Annotated in this window: 15 protein-coding genes and 1 tRNA gene; 1 reads left to right on the top strand and 15 read right to left on the bottom strand. The window is 62.9% G+C overall.

The window, feature by feature from the left end; all coding sequences use genetic code 11:
* Window positions 1-105 precede the first annotated feature (105 nt).
* A tRNA-Lys gene (locus tag QFZ88_RS25395) sits at window positions 106-180 on the bottom strand.
* 335 nt (window positions 181-515) lie between these two features.
* Here QFZ88_RS25395 and QFZ88_RS25390 point away from each other — a divergent pair.
* A complete protein-coding gene (locus QFZ88_RS25390; protein WP_024924864.1) occupies window positions 516-1,061 on the top strand; it encodes a BA14K family protein in 546 nt (181 codons plus the stop codon).
* Between the two features lie 49 nt (window positions 1,062-1,110).
* Here QFZ88_RS25390 and glpK read toward each other — a convergent pair whose 3' ends face one another.
* The 14 genes from glpK to QFZ88_RS25320 form a co-directional block, all read right to left on the bottom strand.
* Entirely contained in the window at window positions 1,111-2,601 is a 1,491-nt protein-coding gene (glpK, locus tag QFZ88_RS25385; protein WP_024924863.1) for a glycerol kinase GlpK, read from the bottom strand.
* Between the two features lie 85 nt (window positions 2,602-2,686).
* Entirely contained in the window at window positions 2,687-4,411 is a 1,725-nt protein-coding gene (locus tag QFZ88_RS25380) for an ABC transporter substrate-binding protein (protein WP_024924862.1), read from the bottom strand.
* Window positions 4,412-4,490: 79 nt separating this feature from the next.
* A complete protein-coding gene (locus QFZ88_RS25375) occupies window positions 4,491-4,778 on the bottom strand; it encodes a DUF2160 domain-containing protein (RefSeq protein ID WP_024924861.1) in 288 nt (95 codons plus the stop codon).
* Between the two features lies 1 nt (window position 4,779).
* The gene (locus tag QFZ88_RS25370) at window positions 4,780-5,697 is read right to left on the bottom strand and encodes a carbohydrate ABC transporter permease (RefSeq protein WP_024924860.1); all 918 of its coding nucleotides are present in this window, start codon (window positions 5,695-5,697) and stop codon (window positions 4,780-4,782) included.
* 1 nt (window position 5,698) lies between these two features.
* A complete protein-coding gene (locus tag QFZ88_RS25365) occupies window positions 5,699-6,565 on the bottom strand; it encodes a carbohydrate ABC transporter permease (protein ID WP_024924859.1) in 867 nt (288 codons plus the stop codon).
* Window positions 6,566-6,567: 2 nt separating this feature from the next.
* Complete coding sequence (locus QFZ88_RS25360; RefSeq protein ID WP_024924858.1) at window positions 6,568-7,635, bottom strand: ABC transporter ATP-binding protein; 1,068 nt, start codon at window positions 7,633-7,635, stop codon at window positions 6,568-6,570.
* 9 nt (window positions 7,636-7,644) lie between these two features.
* The gene (locus tag QFZ88_RS25355) at window positions 7,645-8,724 is read right to left on the bottom strand and encodes an ABC transporter ATP-binding protein (protein ID WP_024924857.1); all 1,080 of its coding nucleotides are present in this window, start codon (window positions 8,722-8,724) and stop codon (window positions 7,645-7,647) included.
* Window positions 8,725-8,749: 25 nt separating this feature from the next.
* Window positions 8,750-10,279, bottom strand: a complete 1,530-nt coding sequence (glpD, locus tag QFZ88_RS25350) for a glycerol-3-phosphate dehydrogenase (protein ID WP_024924856.1) — start codon at window positions 10,277-10,279, stop codon at window positions 8,750-8,752.
* A gap of 129 nt (window positions 10,280-10,408) precedes the next feature.
* The gene (locus QFZ88_RS25345; protein ID WP_024924855.1) at window positions 10,409-11,176 is read right to left on the bottom strand and encodes a DeoR/GlpR family DNA-binding transcription regulator; all 768 of its coding nucleotides are present in this window, start codon (window positions 11,174-11,176) and stop codon (window positions 10,409-10,411) included.
* A gap of 127 nt (window positions 11,177-11,303) precedes the next feature.
* Window positions 11,304-12,716: a pyridoxal phosphate-dependent decarboxylase family protein gene (locus QFZ88_RS25340; RefSeq protein WP_024924854.1), complete on the bottom strand. Its 1,413-nt coding sequence runs from the start codon at window positions 12,714-12,716 to the stop codon at window positions 11,304-11,306.
* Window positions 12,717-12,818: 102 nt separating this feature from the next.
* A complete protein-coding gene (locus QFZ88_RS25335) occupies window positions 12,819-13,616 on the bottom strand; it encodes a transglutaminase family protein (RefSeq protein WP_024924853.1) in 798 nt (265 codons plus the stop codon).
* A 7-nt stretch (window positions 13,617-13,623) separates the two neighbouring features.
* A complete protein-coding gene (locus QFZ88_RS25330) occupies window positions 13,624-14,565 on the bottom strand; it encodes an alpha-E domain-containing protein (RefSeq protein ID WP_024924852.1) in 942 nt (313 codons plus the stop codon).
* Window positions 14,566-14,635: 70 nt separating this feature from the next.
* On the bottom strand, window positions 14,636-15,076 hold the full coding sequence (locus QFZ88_RS25325; protein WP_081766908.1) for a four helix bundle protein: 441 nt from the start codon (window positions 15,074-15,076) through the stop codon (window positions 14,636-14,638).
* Window positions 15,069-16,481, bottom strand: coding sequence for a circularly permuted type 2 ATP-grasp protein (locus QFZ88_RS25320; protein ID WP_024924851.1), 1,413 nt, complete (start codon window positions 16,479-16,481; stop codon window positions 15,069-15,071). Before QFZ88_RS25320 ends, QFZ88_RS25325 begins: the two co-directional genes overlap by 8 nt.
* Window positions 16,482-16,594 lie beyond the last annotated feature (113 nt).

Genomic DNA, 16,594 nt, shown 5'->3' with positions numbered 1-16,594 from the left:
CGCCTAATTTAGTTCGTCGACAATGGCGGGTTTGTGACCCGGCTTCGCGGAGCCGGATCAGGGACGACGGTATCTGCCGGAATCACATCTTGCAGACGGTCAGGATGGTGAGCCGGGAGGGGATCGAACCCTCGACCACATGATTAAAAGTCACGTGCTCTACCGCTGAGCTACCGGCCCATCCTGACGTGGCCATGGCGCCGGACAGTGCCCGGCACAGGCGAAGGCGTTTCCGACAAGTCGGCCCGCCCCGAAAGTGGGCGGAACATAGGGAGAGTGCCCCAGCCGGTCAACCGGAAAAAACGCCTTTTGAAAGCATAGTCTTCGGCCATGGAATCGATGGCGCCGCGATGGGATGACACCGGCGACCGAGGCTGCCTTCACGCGACGTAACGGAAGGCCGGATCCCACCGAAAACCTTCGATCACATTTTCGCAACCGACACGGCCGCCGGAACAATGGCAAGCGTCCATTCGTTTGTTTGTAGAGGGGTCTGTCCTTCGAAGGAGACGACCATGAACAAGCTCATTTCGGGCGCTCTGGCAACCGCCCTCGCCGCGGCATTCGCAGTGCCGACGGCTGCCATCGCCCAACCGATCTACGTTCCGATCAAGCAAGCCACCGACGCCAAGGTGCAGGACATTGCTTTCCGGCAATGGCCGCATGGCGGCGGTCACTGGCACGGTGGCGGTGGCCACTTTGCGCGCTGGGGCGGCGGCGGTCATTGGCATGGCGGCGGCGGCCACTTCGTGCGCTGGGGCGGCGGTCACTGGCATGGCGGCCATCATTGGGGCGGCCATCATGGCGGCTGGGTTCCGTTCGGGGCCTTTGCGGCCGGCGCCCTGCTCGGCGGCGCGTTCGCTGACGATTATTATGCGCCCAACTACGACTACTACGGACCACCCATGTACCGGTACTACGCACCGCCAGCCTATCGCGTCTATCGCAGCGCCGATGCGCACACGCAGTGGTGTTATGCCCACTACCGGTCGTATCGCGCCTGGGACAACACGTTCCAGCCGAACTACGGTCCGCGCCGGCAATGCTACGGCCCCTACTGAGGCGTGAAAGCGGCAGAACCTAGTGCCATAAAGACGGCCGTCCGGCGCGTCAGGTCGTCAATGTGCGCCTGACCGCATCGCGCCAGCCCTTGAGCTTGGCCGCGCGGACCTTGTCGTCCATCTGCGGGGCAAAGCGGCGGTCGAGCGCCCAGGCCTTGGCAAAATCCTTCATCTTCGGCCATACCCCTGCCCGCGAACCGGCCAGCCAGGCAGCACCGAGCGCGGTCGTCTCGAGGATGGTGGGCCGGTCGACGGGCGCATCGAGGATGTCGGCCAGGCGCTGCATCGTCCAGGTCGATGCCACCATGCCGCCATCGACGCGCAGCACCGTCTTGCCATTGTTGGTCTTCCAGTCCTTCTTCATCGCATCGAGCAGGTCGCGCGTCTGGAAGGCGACCGATTCCAAAGCCGCGCGGGCGAATTCCGCCGGCCCCGAATTGCGCGTCAGCCCATAGATGGCGCCACGCGCATCGGCGTCCCAATGCGGCGCGCCAAGCCCGACAAAGGCCGGCACCAGATAGACGCTTTGCGCCTCGTCGGCCTGGGCGGCGAGTTCGCCGCTGTGCTCGGCCTTGCCGATCACCTTGATGCCATCGCGCAGCCACTGCACGGCGGCACCGGCGACAAAGATCGAGCCCTCCAGCGCGTAGGTGGTCTTGCCGCCAAGCCGGTAGGCAATGGTCGTCAACAGCCGGTTCTTCGACCGCACCATGTCGGTGCCGGTGTTGAGCAGCGCGAAGCAGCCGGTGCCATAAGTCGACTTCATCATGCCGGGTTCGAAACAGGCCTGGCCAATGGTCGCGGCCTGCTGGTCGCCGGCAACGCCGAGAATGCGGATTTCGGCGCCGAAGAGGTTTTTGTCGGTTGCTCCAAAATCATCGGCGCAGTTCTTAACCTCGGGAAGCATACGCGCCGGGATGCCGAGGATGCCGAGCAATTCCGCGTCCCATTCATTGGTGGCGATGTTGTAGACCAGCGTGCGCGAGGCGTTGGTGGCGTCGGTCGCGTGGACCTTGCCGCCGGTCAGGCGCCAGATCAGGAAACTGTCGATGGTGCCGGCGAGGAGTTCGCCGCGTTCGGCGCGTTTTCTGGCACCCTTCACCTTGTCCAGCATCCAGGCAATCTTGGTGCCCGAGAAATAGGGATCGAGCAGCAGGCCGGTCTTCTTGGTGAATTTGGGTTCCAGCCCCCGCTTGCGCAGCCTGGCGCAGAGCGGCGCGGTGCGGCGGTCCTGCCAGACGATGGCGTTGTGGATGGGCTTGCCCGTCGCCTTGTCCCAGATGACGACCGTCTCGCGCTGGTTGGTGATGCCGATGGCGGCAATCTCGGCGGCCTGGCGGCCGGCCTTCTTCAGCGCCGTCTTGACCGTGGCGACAACGCTTGCCCAGATTTCCTCGGGGTCATGCTCTACCCAGCCGGAGGCCGGAAAATGCTGGGTGAATTCCTGCTGCCCGGTCCCGACCGGCTTCATCGCGCCGTCGAACACGATGGCCCGCGACGACGTGGTGCCCTGATCGATGGCCAAAACATAACCGGACATGATGCCTCCCTCGGCTGCGATATGAAGAAGGGAGCCGGTGCAAACCGCCTCCCCTCGATTTCACAGACAGAACGCCGGAACGTTCTTACTTCTGCCAGCTCTTCACCAGTTCGTCATAGTTGATGGTGATCGGCTTGTCCTTCTCGGGCTCGATCTTGAGCTGAGGTGCGATGTTGCCGCTGGCGACGGCTTCCTTGTTCCAATATTCGAGATCGTGCTCCTCGGCGAGCTTCGGACCGATCTCGCCCTGCACGCCTGCCTTCTCGAGGCGGCCAAGCACCTTTTCCTGTTCGGCGCAGAGCGAATCCATCGCCTCCTGAGCCGTCTTGGCGCCGGACGATGCATCGCCGACATTCTGCCACCAGAGCTGTGCGAGCTTCGGATAGTCCGGCACGTTGGTGCCGGTCGGCGACCACTGTACGCGGGCGGGCGAGCGGTAGAACTCGATCAGGCCGCCGAGCTTCGGCGCACGGTCGGTGAAGCTCTTGTGGTGGATCGTGCTCTCGCGGATGAAGGTCAGTCCGACATGGCTCTTCTTGACGTCGATCGTCTTCGACGTGACGAACTGCGCGTAGAGCCAGGCGGCCTTGGCGCGGTCGTCCGGCGTCGACTTCATCAGCGTCCAGGAACCGACATCCTGGTAGCCGAGCTTCATGCCGTCCTTCCAGTAGACGCCATGCGGGCTCGGCGCCATGCGCCACTTCGGCGTGCCGTCGGCATTCATCACCGGCAGTCCGTCCTTGACCATGTCGGCGGTGAAGGCGGTGTACCAGAACATCTGCTGCGCCACGCCGCCCTGCGCCGGAACCGGACCGGATTCGGAGAAGGTCATGCCCTGCGCCTCGGCCGGTGCATAGGCCTTCAGCCAGTCGAGATATTTCTGGATGGCATAGACCGAAGCCGGACCATTGGTGTCGCCGCCGCGCGCCACGCAGGAACCGACCGGGCGATCGCCGACATCGACCCTGATGCCCCATTCGTCGACCGGCTTGCCGTTCGGAATGCCCTTGTCGCCATTGCCGGCCATCGACAGCCAGGCGTCGGTGAAGCGCCAGCCCAGCGACGGGTCCTTCTTGCCGTAGTCCATGTGGCCGAAGACCTTCTTGCCTTCGATCTCGCGCCCGGTGAAGAAGGCGGCGATGTCCTCATAGGCCGACCAGTTGACCGGAACGCCGAGGTCATAGCCGTATTTGGCCTTGAATTCGGTCTTGTTCTTCTCGTCGTTGAACCAGTCGTAGCGGAACCAGTAGAGGTTCGCGAACTGCTGGTCGGGAAGCTGGTAAAGCTTCTTGTCGGGCGCCGAGGTGAACGAGGTGCCGATGAAGTCGGCCAGATCGAGGTTCGGATTGGTGACGTCCTTGCCTTCGTTGGCCATCCAGTCGCTGAGGTTGCGCACCTGCTTGTAGCGCCAGTGCGTGCCGATCAGGTCGGAATCGTTGACCCAGCCGTCGTAAAGGTTCTGCCCGGTTTGCATCTGGGTCTGGATCTTCTCGACCACGTCACCTTCCTGGATGGTGTCGTGCGTCAGCTTGATGCCGGTGATGGCGGTGAAAGCGGGTGCCAGCACCTGCGATTCGTAGCTGTGCGTGGTGATGGTTTCCGACACGACCTTGATTTCCATGCCGGCGAACGGCTTGGCGGCGTCGATGAACCACTGCATTTCCTTTTCCTGGTCGGCGCGAGAGAGCGTCGAAACATCGCCGATCTCCTTGTCCAGGAACGCCTTGGCCTCGTCCATGCCCGCAAAGGCCTGGTTCACGCAGAAGAGAAGTGCAAGCGCACTCGTCGATGCTAATATTTGCCGTCGCATTTCGTTTCCTCCAGTTGCAAGGTTACAGGTGCGATTTGGAGCGGTCGCCGGCACGCGGCCGCTCCAGCCTTTTCTCCCTCTATGCGTAGCGGAACACCGCGATGGCGTAGACCACGGAGAGAGCGAGAGCCCACCACAGGCTGGGTCCGACAAGACCCAGCCAAGCGAGATGGATGAAGGCGCTGCCGAGCAGCGAAATGAAGAGGCGGTCGCCGCGCGTCGTCTCGAAGCGCAGCACGCCGACACGCGGGTTTCCACCCGGCGAGACATATTCCCACGCCGCCATGCCGAAGAGCAGAAGCGCGATGGTGGCGAAGAAGGTGGCGGTCTGCCAGGTCCATGCCATCCATGAAAAATCGATGTTCATGTCACACCCTCCCCAGCGCGAAACCCTTGGCGATGTAGTTGCGCACGAACCAGATCACGACGGCGCCCGGGATCAGCGTCAGCACGCCGGCCGCCGCCAGCAGGCCCCAGTCCATGCCGGCGGCCGAAACCGTGCGCGTCATGACGGCAGCGATCGGCTTGGCGTCGGTGGTGGTCAGGGTGCGGGCGATCAGCAGTTCCACCCAAGAGAACATGAAGCAGAAGAAGGCGGCGACGCCGATGCCCGAGGCGATCAGCGGCATGAATATCTTGAAGAAGAAGCGCGGGAACGAATAGCCGTCGATATAGGCCGTCTCGTCGATCTCCTTCGGCACGCCCGACATGAAACCTTCGAGTATCCACACCGCCAGCGGAACGTTGAACAGGCAGTGGGCGAGCGCTACGGCGATGTGCGTGTCGATGAGACCGAAGGCCGAATAGAGCTGGAAGAAGGGCAGCGCGAACACCGCCGGCGGCGCCATGCGGTTGGTGAGCAGCCAGAAGAACAGATGCTTGTCGCCGAGGAAGCGGTAGCGCGAGAAGGCATAAGCAGCCGGCAAGGCGACCGCGATGGAAATCACCATGTTCATAACGACATAGGTGATGGAGTTGATGTAGCCGCGATACCAGGACGGATCGGTGAAGATGATGGCGTAGTTCCTGAGCGTCGGCTCGTGCGGATAGAGCGTCAGCCCGGAGATGATCTCCGTGTTGGTCTTGAAGCTCATATTGACGAGCCAGTAGATCGGCAGGAGCAGGAAGACGATGTAGAGGGTGGGCACCATCCACCAGAAGCGCGATTCCTCGCCGCGCTTGCGCATGCGCCGCGCCAGATCCTCCTGCGACAGGCCGCTGGCCAGCGCGCCGGCGGCAACAGCTGCATCCAGCGGGCCAGACAAACGTTCGTTGGCGCCCGTCATGTCAGCGCTCCGCGTCGTAGTTGGTCATGACGGTGTAGAACACCCATGACAGCAGCAGGATGATGAGGAAGTAGACCAGCGACATCGCCGCCGCCGGCCCGAGGTCGAACTGGCCGAGCGCCATCTTGACGAGGTCGATGGAGAGGAAGGTGGTGGAATTGCCGGGGCCGCCGCCGGTGACCACGAAGGGCTCGGTGTAGATCATGAAACTGTCCATGAATCGCAACAGCACGGCGATCAGGAGCACGCGCTGCATCTTCGGCAGCTGGATGTAGCGGAACACTGCCCAGCGCGAGGCGCCGTCGATCTTGGCTGCCTGGTAGAAGGCGTCCGGGATGGAGACGAGGCCGGCGTAGCACAGGAGAACGACGAGGCTCGTCCAATGCCAGATATCCATGATGATGACGGTGACCCAGGCATCGAACGGATCCTGGACGTAGTTGTAGTCGATGCCGATCTGGTTGAGGTAATAGCCGAACAGGCCGATGTCGTTGCGGCCGAACACCTGCCAGATCGTGCCAACGACGTTCCACGGAATGAGCAGCGGCAACGCCATCAACACCAGGCAGACCGGCACGCCCCAGCCCTTTTTCGGCATGTTGAGCGCGATCAGGATGCCGAGCGGCACCTCGATGGCAAGGATGATGCCCGAAAAGACCAGATTGCGGCCCATCGACTGCCAGAAGCGCGACGAGGTGAGCAACTCCTGGAACCACTCCGTGCCGGCCCAGAAGAACTGGTTGTTGCCGAACGTGTCCTGGACCGAATAGTTGACGACGGTCATCAGCGGGATCACCGCAGAGAACGCCACCAGCACCAGCACCGGCAGGACGAGGAACCAGGCCTTGTTGTTCCAGGTTTTTTCCACGGTCAGGCCCCCATCTCGACGCGCCAGGAATTGGCGTAGACATTGATGCCGGCAGGGTCGAAGCGCAGTTTCGGCTCGGCAGGGATTTCCTCGTCCTCGCCGATAATGGCCGCGATCTCGTGGCCCTCGAGCCTAGCGCGCACCACCTTGTGGCGGCCGACATCCTCGACCTTGGTAATCGAGACGGCGATGCCGACGCGGCCGAGCCGCACATGTTCGGGCCGGATGCCGAGTTCCATCGTGCCGCCCGTCTTCTCGGGTGCACCCGGCAGCACCACGGCCAGCGAACCGAATTTGGCCGTCTTGCCGTCGATCTCCACCGGCAGCACGTTCATGCCGGGCGAGCCGATGAAATAGCCAACGAAGGTATGGCTGGGGCGTTCGAACAACTCCGCCGGCGTGCCGATCTGGACGATGCCGCCGTCATACATGACGACGACCTGGTCAGCGAAGGTCAGTGCCTCGGTCTGGTCGTGGGTGACGTAGACCATGGTGTAGCCGAAGCGGCGATGGAGTTGCTTGAGCTGCGAGCGCAGGACCCACTTCATGTGCGGGTCGATGACGGTCAGCGGCTCGTCGAACAGGATTGCGTTGACATCGGAGCGCACCAGGCCGCGACCGAGCGAAATCTTCTGCTTCTGGTCGGCGGTCAGCCCCCTCGCCTTGCGCTTGGCCCAGTCGGCGAGGCCGATCATGTCGAGCGTCTCGCGGACCTTGCGGTCGACATCGGCTTCCGGCACGGCGCGGTTGCGCAGCGGGAAGGCCAGATTGTCGTAGACGGTCATGGTGTCGTAGATGACCGGGAATTGGAACACCTGGGCGATGTTGCGCTCCTGCGTCGACAGGTGGGTGACATCGCGGCCGTTGAACAAAAGCTCGCCATGCGAAGGGTGCAGCAGGCCGGAGATGATGTTGAGCAGCGTGGTCTTGCCGCAGCCGGACGGTCCGAGCAGCGCGTAGGCACCGCCATCCTGGAAGGTGTGGTGCACCTCCTTCAGCGCGAAATCGCTCTCTTTCTGCGGGTTTGGCAGATAGGAGTGGCGAATGTGGTTGAGGTCGATGCGTGCCATATCGCGCTCCTATGCCGCCAGCCGGCGCGCGCCGACCGAGCGGCCTGAAGCGTCGAACACCATGATGTGGCGCGGATCGATGAACACCTCGACCTCCTCGTCGGGCTTGAGGTCGAGAATGCCGTGGCTCAGCATCACCCAGCGCACGTCGGCGAAATCGAGATGGACGAAACTTTCCGAGCCGGTGATTTCGGTGATCGACACCTTGGCGCGCACCGGCACGGCCTGCTCGTTCGGCCGCTGCAGCGACAGATGGTGCGGCTGGAAGCCGATCGTGTAACTGGCATCGGCGATGCCCGCGAGATCGGCCGGAACGGGAATGCCGACGCCGCCGTCGAGCAGGAACTTCGCGCCCGCCTTGCGCAGCACGATGGCGTTGAGCGGCGGATCGGCGAAGGTGCGCGCAGTGATCAGGTCGTCCGGCTTGCGGAAGACATCGATGGTCGGCCCGAACTGGGTGACCCTGCCCTCGGACAAGGTGGCAGTGTTGCCGCCAAGCAGCAACGCCTCATGTGGCTCGGTCGTCGCATAGACGAAGATGGTGCCGGCCTCGGCGAATATCTTCGGCAGTTCGGCGCGCAGTTCCTCGCGCAGCTTGTAATCCAGATTGGCGAGCGGCTCGTCGAGCAGGACCAGCCTGGCATTCTTGACGATGGCGCGCGCCAAGGCGGTGCGCTGCTGTTGGCCACCGGACAGGTTGAGCGGCGTGCGTTGCAGGTAGGGCGTGAGCTTCAAAAGGTCGGCGGCCTGCCGCACCTCGCGATCGATGGTGGCACGATCGACGCCGGCGACGCGCAGCGGCGAGGCGATGTTCTCATAGACGGTCATCGCCGGATAGTTGATGAACTGCTGGTAGACCATGGCGACGTTGCGCTTCTGCACCGGCATGCCGGTGACGTCAGCGCCGTCGAACCAGATCGAACCGGAGGTCGGCCGGTCGAGCCCGGCCATCAGCCGCATCAGGCTGGTCTTGCCCGACAGCGTCGGCCCCAGAAGCACGTTCAGCGAGCCGTGCTGCAGCGTCAACGACACGTCGTTGATGTGCGACAGGCCGCCAACGACCTTCGCGACGTTCCTAAGTTCCAGCATCCGGTTCCTCCCCCCTCTGCTGCGCTTATTCGGCCGCGGCTATGTGCGGCCCGCAGATGCGGCGCAGGAATGCCTCCAGTTCCGCGGTCTGTTTACGGTCGAAATGCAGGCCTCGCTTGGTCCTGCGCCAAAGGATGTCCTGCGCGGTCTCAGCCCACTCGTGCTCGACCAGATAGCGAACCTCGGCCTCGTACAGATCGCCGCCGAAATCCTGGCCGAGATCGGCGATGGACCTGGCTGGGCCGAGCAAGGCATGCGCCCGCGTGCCGTAGAGGCGCACAAGGCGCCGCGCCAGGCGCGGATCGAGGAAGGCGTAGGCCTGTTTCAGTCTGGTCACCTCGGCCTCGTAGCCGGTGGCCGGGAAATCGCCGCCGGGAAGCGGGGCACTAACCGTCCAGGAAGGGCCGCGCTTGCCAAGGAACTCCTCGATCTTCTCGATCATGGATTCAGCCAGCCGGCGGTAGGTGGTGATCTTGCCGCCAAAGGCGTTGACGAGCGGCGCGAGCCCTGCACCGCCCTCGGCCTTCAGCACATAGTCGCGCGTCGCTTCCTGGGCCTTGGAGGCGCCGTCGTCATAGAGCGGGCGCACGGCGGAATAGGTCCAGACGATGTCGTCGCGCAGCACCGGCTGGGCAAAATATTCGCTTGCCGCATCGCAAAGATAGTCGATCTCGCCGTCGCTGATCTTCACATCGTGGGGATCGCCGGTAAAGTCGCGATCCGTGGTGCCGATCAGCGTGAATTCGTCCTCGTAGGGGATGGCGAAGATGATGCGGCCATCCTTGTTCTGGAAGAAATAGGCGCGCGGATCGTCGAACTTCTTGCGCACGACGATATGGCTGCCCTGCACGAGACGTACATTGTGGACATCGTTCTTGCCGACGGTTTCGGACAGGACATGGTCAACCCACGGGCCGGCCGCATTGACGAGCAGCCTCGCTTGCACGGTTTCGATGGCGCGGCTGCGCAAATCCTCGATGGTGATCGTCCATATATCGTTGTCGCGCCGCGCGGCCACCACCCGGGTGCGCGTGCGGATAACGGCGCCACGGTCGGCGGCATCGCGGGCGTTGAGCACGACGAGACGGGCATCGTTGACCCAGCCGTCTGAATATTCGAACGCCTTGGAGAAGATCGGCTTCAACGGCTTGCCGGCGACGTCGCGCTTCATGTCGAGCGTACGGGTTGCCGGCAGCGCCTTGCGGCCGCCGATATGATCGTAGAGGAACAGGCCGAGGCGCAACATCCAGGCCGGGCGCGGGCCGCCGGCGAAATAAGGCAGCACGAAGCGCATCGGCCAGATGATGTGGGGCGCGTTGCGCCACAGCACCTCGCGCTCCATCAGCGCCTCGCGGACAAGCCGAAACTCGTAGAATTCGAGGTAGCGCAGGCCGCCATGGATCAGCTTGGTCGAGCCGGAGGACGTGCCGCTGGCCAGATCGTTCATTTCGGCCAGGAACACGGAATAACCGCGACCGACCGCGTCACGCGCGATGCCGCAGCCATTGATGCCGCCGCCAATGACGAAAATGTCGTGGACCGGAGCTGCGTCCAAAATGCCCTCCCGCCTTTTCGCGTTGCAGCATGCAGAGCCACATTCCGAAAGCAGATTAGGATTATTTCGAAAACAGAACGAATGTCAAACGAAATTCACGGACTTGTTACCGCCCACAACCTCCGCACGTCAGGGGCGCGATGTTTCGATGAGCTGCACCTCGGATTCCTCGCAGATCCTGCGGATAGAAGGAATATCGCAGCGGTCCGTAATGAAGGTGTTGACCTGCGAGAGATGACCGATGCGCACGGGTGCCGTGCGTTCGAATTTGGTGCGATCCGAAACCAGGATGACGTGGCGCGTGTTGGCGATGATGGCCTGCGCCACTTTCACTTCGCGAAAATCGAAATCGAGCAGCGCGCCATCATGGTCGATGGCCGAGGCACCGATCACCGCGTAGTCGACCTTGAACTGCTTGATGAAATCGACCGCCGCTTCGCCGACGATACCGCCGTCCGATCCGCGCACGACGCCGCCGGCAATCACCACCTCTATCGAAGGATAGACGCGCATCCTGTTGGCAACATTGATGTTATTGGTGATCACCATCAAACCGGTGTGATCCAGAAGCGCCTTGCTGACGGATTCCGTCGTGGTGCCGATATTGATGAAGAGGGAGGCGTTGTCGGGGATGAGGCGGGCGGCGGCGCGGCCGATCGCTTCCTTCTCGTCAGCGGCGATCTTGCGCCGCGCCTCATACTCCATGTTTTCGATGCCGGATGGAAACAGCGCGCCGCCGTGGATGCGCGTCAGCAGCCGCTGATCGCACAAGTCGTTGAGATCCTTGCGGATGGTCTGCGGCGTCACTTCGAAATGCGCGGCGAGGTCGTCGACCAGCACGCGCCCCGCCTCCTTCGCCATCTGGATGATCTCGGCGTGACGCGGCGACAGATACATGGCGGCCCTTCCCATTTTCGTTTTTCTTACCCATAGCCGAAAACGAAAGCACGGGAAAGCCGCCAGCATGCAACAGGAAAGCGGCGCCGGAGGCGCCACTGCATTTCGCCGGCTATCGATGTCCGCGCTAAGCCAGGCGGCGGGCCGTCTGCACGATCGCGTCGAATGCCGCCTCGACGTCTTCCCTGGTGGCGTCGAACTGACCGACCTGGAAGCGGATCGCCACGCGGTCCTCGACGCGCGTCTGGGTCAAGTAGATGAAACCATCGTCGTTGATGGCGTTGACCAGCCTCAGATTGTGCTCGTCGGCATCGACGCCCTGCGGCGCGCGATGGCGGAAGGAAAACAGCGACAGCATCGGCTCGGTGACGATCTCGAAGTCCGGCTCGTTGCGCAGGCGCTCGGCAAGGGCAACACTCCAGGCAACGTGGTTGCGGATCATCGTGCGCAGCCCTTCGAGCCCGTGCGCGCGCATCAGGAACCACAATTTGAGCGCCCGGAACCGCCGGCCCAGCGTCACCGTCCATTCGGAGTAGTTGATGATGCCGTCATGGCCGTGCGTCTTCAGATATTCCGGCTTGATCGCCAGGGTCCGCACATGGCTCTCGGGATCGCGCACGAACTGGATCGAGCAGTCGAAACTGGCGCCCAGCCATTTGTGCGGGTTGAAGACGATGGAATCGGCCTTTTCGATCCCGGCCCAGAAGTGCCGGTACTCCGGGCAAATCATCGCCGAACCGGCCCAGGCCGCGTCGACATGCAGGTAAAGGCCGTGACGGCGCGCGATGTCGGCGACGGCGGCGATGTCGTCGGTGCCACCGGTGCTGGTGCCGCCGACGCAGGCGATGATACCGGCCGGCTGCATGCCCGCTTCCTTGTCGGCGCGGATGGCGGCTTCGAGCGCGGCCATGTCCATGCTGCGCAACGCGCCTGCCGTCGGGATGCGCACGAGGTTCTCGTCGCCGATGCCGGCCACCCAGATGGCACGGTCGATGGAGGTGTGGACCTGGTTCGAGCAGTAGACGCGCAGCCGCTTCTGGCCGGACAGGCCCTTGCTGTTGCCTTCCCAGCCGAGCGCGCGCTCGCGCATAGTCAGCACCGCCGCCAAGGTCGCCGAGGACGCCGAATCCTGGATCACGCCCGAAAAACCTTCCGGCAGGCCGAGCGCCTGGCGCAGCCAGTCGATCATCTTGGTTTCGAGTTCAGTGGCGGCCGGAGAGGTCTGCCACAGCATGCATTGGGCGGCGACCGCAGTGACCAGATATTCGGCGATCACCGACACGCGCGCGGCATTGGCGGGGAAATAGGCAAAGAACCGCGGATGCTGCCAATGGGTCATGCCGGGCATGATCTTGGCCTCGAAATCGGCGAAGATCGCCTCCATCGGCTCCGCCTGTTCGGGCGGCGATGCCTCGACGCTGTGCTGGATGGAGCCCGGCGTCACCCGCGGGCGCACCGGCCGGTCGCGCACGGTGTCCCGGTAGTCGGCGCCCCAGTCCGCCGCGCGCCGCGACCAATCGCGAAACTCATTGCTGTCCATCACGCCTCTTCCCTCGGCAATCGTTTAATTAATTAACATGTGTATTATATTGCAGAACCGCAAAAGGCAAGCCTCGCAGGCTACCCTTCGCACCGCGCGATCCTATTGTTGTGTCACGGTAATGGAAACGGCGAGCTGTTCCTGCCCCTGCCCCACACGAATTCCGGAGACCGGCATGGCATCGCGATAGTCGCGGCCGGTCGCCACCCGCACGTAGCGCTCATCCGGGGAAATGCCGTTGGCGGCGTCGAACGACACCCAGCCCAGGCCCGCGACATGCGCCTCCGCCCAGGCGTGGCTCGCGGCCTGCTCGGAGACGCCGTCCATCATCAGATAGCCACTGACATAACGCGCCGGCAGCCCCAGCAGCCTGGACGCCGCGATGAAGACGTGGCTGTGGTCCTGGCAGACGCCGGTGCCCAAGCTCAGCGCCTCCTCGGCAACCGTTTCGGCGCTGGTGGAGCCCGGCCGGTAGTCGATCCTGTCACGCACCGTTTCCATCAATCTGTGCAGCCGCTCGATCTCGGTTCCCTCGCCGAGCGTCCGGATCAGCGCGCGGATGCCCTCGCCCGGCGCCGTCAGCGGCGTTTCGCGCAGGAACAGCCAGAGCGGCGCGAAACCATAATGCTTGCCGTAGACACCGGCCTTGTCGAGCGTCTCGACCTCGCCGCTGGCCTCGATCGCGATCATCTGCGGCGCGCCTTCGACGCTGACCAGCCGCGTATCGTTGGCGAACTGGTCGCTGAAATGGACTTCTTCCCTGGCGCCCTCGATCCGCAGCGCCCATGAACGCACCGTCTGGGTCGGGCCGGAGCTTGGCACCAGCCTTATGCGCTGCAGCGCATAGCTGACCGGCGCGTCGTAACTGTATTCGGTCCGGTGCGTGATCCTGAGGCGCATGGTGATCCTAGTAGAACCGGTAGTCCTCGGCGATCTCGTCGCCGAGCCGCGTGTTCTCGGCGATGAAATTGCCGAGGAATTCGTGCAAGCCGGCGTCGAAGACGTCCTTGATCGAGCCGACTTTCAGCATTGCGTGGATACGCTCGGCGGTGGTGTGACAGGCATGGCGCGCGCCATAGTCGCTGCCAAGGAAATTCAGATGTTCGAGGATGAAGCGGTAGCAGAACGTCAGCGAGCGCGGCATGCGCGCATTGACGATCAGATAGTCGGCGATGTTCGTCGGTTTGTATTCGGCCTCATACACCCAGCGGTAGGAGCGGTGCGCCGACACCGAGCGCAGGATCGATTCCCACTGGTAGTTGTCGAGCGTCGAACCGACCCAGGAAATCGACGGCAGAAGCACGTAATACTTCACGTCGAGGATGCGCGCCGTGTTGTCGGCGCGTTCGAGATAGGTGCCGAGCTGCGAGAAATCGAAGATCTCGTTGCGCAGCATGGTGCCGTAGAAGGCGCCGCGGATCAGCGCCGTCTCGCGTTTGACGGCGTCGAGCACGGTCGGCAGTTCGCGCTGGTCGATCGGCTTGGCCAGAATGCGCTTCAGGGCCATCCAGGCCTCGTTGGTGCTTTCCCACGTCTCGCGTGTCAGCGCCGTGCGCACCATGCGGGCGTTGTTGCGCGCGGTTTCGATGGACGACATCACGCTGGACGGGTTCGACGTGTCGCGCAGCAGGAAATCTGCGACATTGGCAGCGGTGAACTCGGAATATTTCTGCGCGAAGGCGACATCGGAACCGGCACTGATGACAACGGAGTGCCATTCCTCGGAAGCATCCTGCGTACGTGTCAGCGCCATGCGCAGACCGGCATCGACCAGGCGCGCCATGTTCTCAGCCCGCTCGATATAGCGGTTCATCCAGTAAAGGCCGTTGGCGGTGCGTCCGAGAAGCATTAGCTGGGCCTCCCGGCGGCAATCGGCAGTCGGCAGTCGGCAGATCGGAAGGGTATGCGTATCAGCGCCATCAGCTTGCCCGTTGGAGACTGCGTATCAAGGCCCGAAGCATCCGACCGATATCGTTTGCCTGAGCCAAAAAGCGTCGTTGTGCTTCCGCCTCGAGAAAGCCAACGCGGGTAGAAATTATGATGTGCGTCTCGAATTCCTTCAGCGAACCTTGAGCGATGCGAAGGAACTGGACGTAAGAACCGGTATTTTCCCGACCATATCCTTCCGCGATATTGGCCGCCACGGAAGTGGCTGCTCGTCTCAACTGAGATGTAAGTCCATACAATTCAGATTGCGGAAAAGCTCTGGTCTGTTCGTAACAGTCGACAGCCAATTCAATAGCCAGGTTCCACACTCTTAGATCGCGATATGAGCCGATCTTGCTGTTTTCAGAACCGAGCGGCGGCTCGTGATCTGAGACCGACTGCCGACTGCCGATTGCCGACCAGCCGCTAGTCATCCAACACCCACGTATCCTTCGTCCCGCCGCCCTGAGACGAATTCACCACGAGCGAGCCTTCCTTCAGCGCGACACGGGTCAGGCCGCCGGGCACCAGCTGGATGCGGTCGGAGACGAGCACATAGGGCCTGAGGTCGACGTGCCTCGGCGCCAGACCCTTTTCGGTCATGATCGGGCACGTCGAGAGCGCAAGGGTCGGCTGGGCGATATAGTTCGACGGCTTGGCGGCGAGTTTCTTGCCGAACTCCTCGCATTCCTTTCTGGTCGCGGCCGGACCGACCAGCATGCCGTAGCCGCCCGACCCGTGAACCTCCTTGATGACCAGCTCGGACAGATGCTCCAGCACATATTTCAGGCTGTCCGGCTCCGAGCAGCGCCAGGTCGGGATGTTGCCGAGGATCGGCTTGCGGCCGGTGTAGAATTCGACGATTTCCGGCATGTAGGAATAGATCGCCTTGTCGTCGGAAATGCCGGTGCCCGGCGCATTGGCGATGGTGATGTTGCCGGCGCGGTAGACGTCCATGATGCCTGGCACGCCGAGCGCTGAATCGGGCTTGAAGGTCAGCGGGTCCAGATAGGCATCGTCGACGCGGCGGTAGAGCACGTCGATCTGCTTGTAGCCTTCGGTCGTGCGCATCGCGACATGGCCGTCGACGACGCGCAGGTCCGAACCCTCCACCAGTTGCACGCCCATCTGGTCGGCAAGAAAGGCGTGTTCGTAATAGGCGGAGTTGTAGATGCCCGGGGTCAGCACCGCGATGGTCGGCGTGCCGTCGACGCCCTTCGGCCTGACCGCCGCCAGCGATTGCCGGAGCAGCGCCGGATAGTTCTCCACCGGCCGCACCTTGATCTGCTGGAACAACTCCGGAAAGAGCTGCATCATCGTCTCGCGGTTCTCCAGCATGTAGGAGACGCCCGACGGCGTGCGCGCATTGTCCTCCAGAACGTAGAACTCGTTCTCACTGATGCGGACGATGTCGACCCCGATGATGTGGGTGTAGACGCCTGCCGGCGGACGAACCCCGATCATCTCGGGCAGGAAGGCCTCGTTGTCGGCGATCAGCTGCCGGGGCACGCGTCCGGCGCGCAGGATTTCCTGGCGATGATAGATGTCATCCAGAAACGCGTTCAACGCCTGCACGCGCTGCTCGATGCCGAGCGCCAGCCGGCGCCATTCCTGGCCGGCAATGATGCGGGGCACGATGTCAAAGGGGATGAGGCGCTCGGAGGCCTCCTGCTCGCCGTAAACGGCGAAGGTGATGCCGGTTTTCCGGAAGACGCGCTCCGCATCCTCCATCTTCTGGGCCAGTCTGGCCGGGTCTTGTTCTTTTAGCCAACGATCATAAGCCGAGTATGGTCTTCTCAGCCCGGTAGTTTCCGGAAGCATCTCGTCGAAAGCTGCCAATCGCGTACTCCCCTCTGAAGCCATTTGAACTGGCGTCGGGGAAGAAAATCAAGCGCAATCGGTGATTTGCATCAGGCCTAGCCAACAATGTCGGCTGGTTGCACAATGGCAAG

Origin of the sequence: Mesorhizobium sp. YL-MeA3-2017 (genome assembly GCF_030814575.1) — a bacterium.
GTDB lineage: Bacteria > Pseudomonadota > Alphaproteobacteria > Rhizobiales > Rhizobiaceae > Mesorhizobium > Mesorhizobium terrae.
The sequence above is the reverse complement of the archived record's forward strand: the minus strand, read 5'-3'. Positions and strand labels throughout refer to the sequence as shown.

Coding starts and splice junctions, on each gene's coding strand:
- QFZ88_RS25390 (WP_024924864.1), top strand. CDS start 516: ATGAACAAGCTCATTTCGGGCGCTCTGGCAACCGCCCTCGCCGCGGCA.
- glpK (WP_024924863.1), bottom strand. CDS start 2,601: ATGTCCGGTTATGTTTTGGCCATCGATCAGGGCACCACGTCGTCGCGG.
- QFZ88_RS25380 (WP_024924862.1), bottom strand. CDS start 4,411: ATGCGACGGCAAATATTAGCATCGACGAGTGCGCTTGCACTTCTCTTC.
- QFZ88_RS25375 (WP_024924861.1), bottom strand. CDS start 4,778: ATGAACATCGATTTTTCATGGATGGCATGGACCTGGCAGACCGCCACC.
- QFZ88_RS25370 (WP_024924860.1), bottom strand. CDS start 5,697: ATGACGGGCGCCAACGAACGTTTGTCTGGCCCGCTGGATGCAGCTGTT.
- QFZ88_RS25360 (WP_024924858.1), bottom strand. CDS start 7,635: ATGGCACGCATCGACCTCAACCACATTCGCCACTCCTATCTGCCAAAC.
- QFZ88_RS25355 (WP_024924857.1), bottom strand. CDS start 8,724: ATGCTGGAACTTAGGAACGTCGCGAAGGTCGTTGGCGGCCTGTCGCAC.
- QFZ88_RS25345 (WP_024924855.1), bottom strand. CDS start 11,176: ATGTATCTGTCGCCGCGTCACGCCGAGATCATCCAGATGGCGAAGGAG.
- QFZ88_RS25340 (WP_024924854.1), bottom strand. CDS start 12,716: ATGGACAGCAATGAGTTTCGCGATTGGTCGCGGCGCGCGGCGGACTGG.
- QFZ88_RS25335 (WP_024924853.1), bottom strand. CDS start 13,616: ATGCGCCTCAGGATCACGCACCGGACCGAATACAGTTACGACGCGCCG.
- QFZ88_RS25330 (WP_024924852.1), bottom strand. CDS start 14,565: ATGCTTCTCGGACGCACCGCCAACGGCCTTTACTGGATGAACCGCTAT.
- QFZ88_RS25325 (WP_081766908.1), bottom strand. CDS start 15,076: ATGACTAGCGGCTGGTCGGCAATCGGCAGTCGGCAGTCGGTCTCAGAT.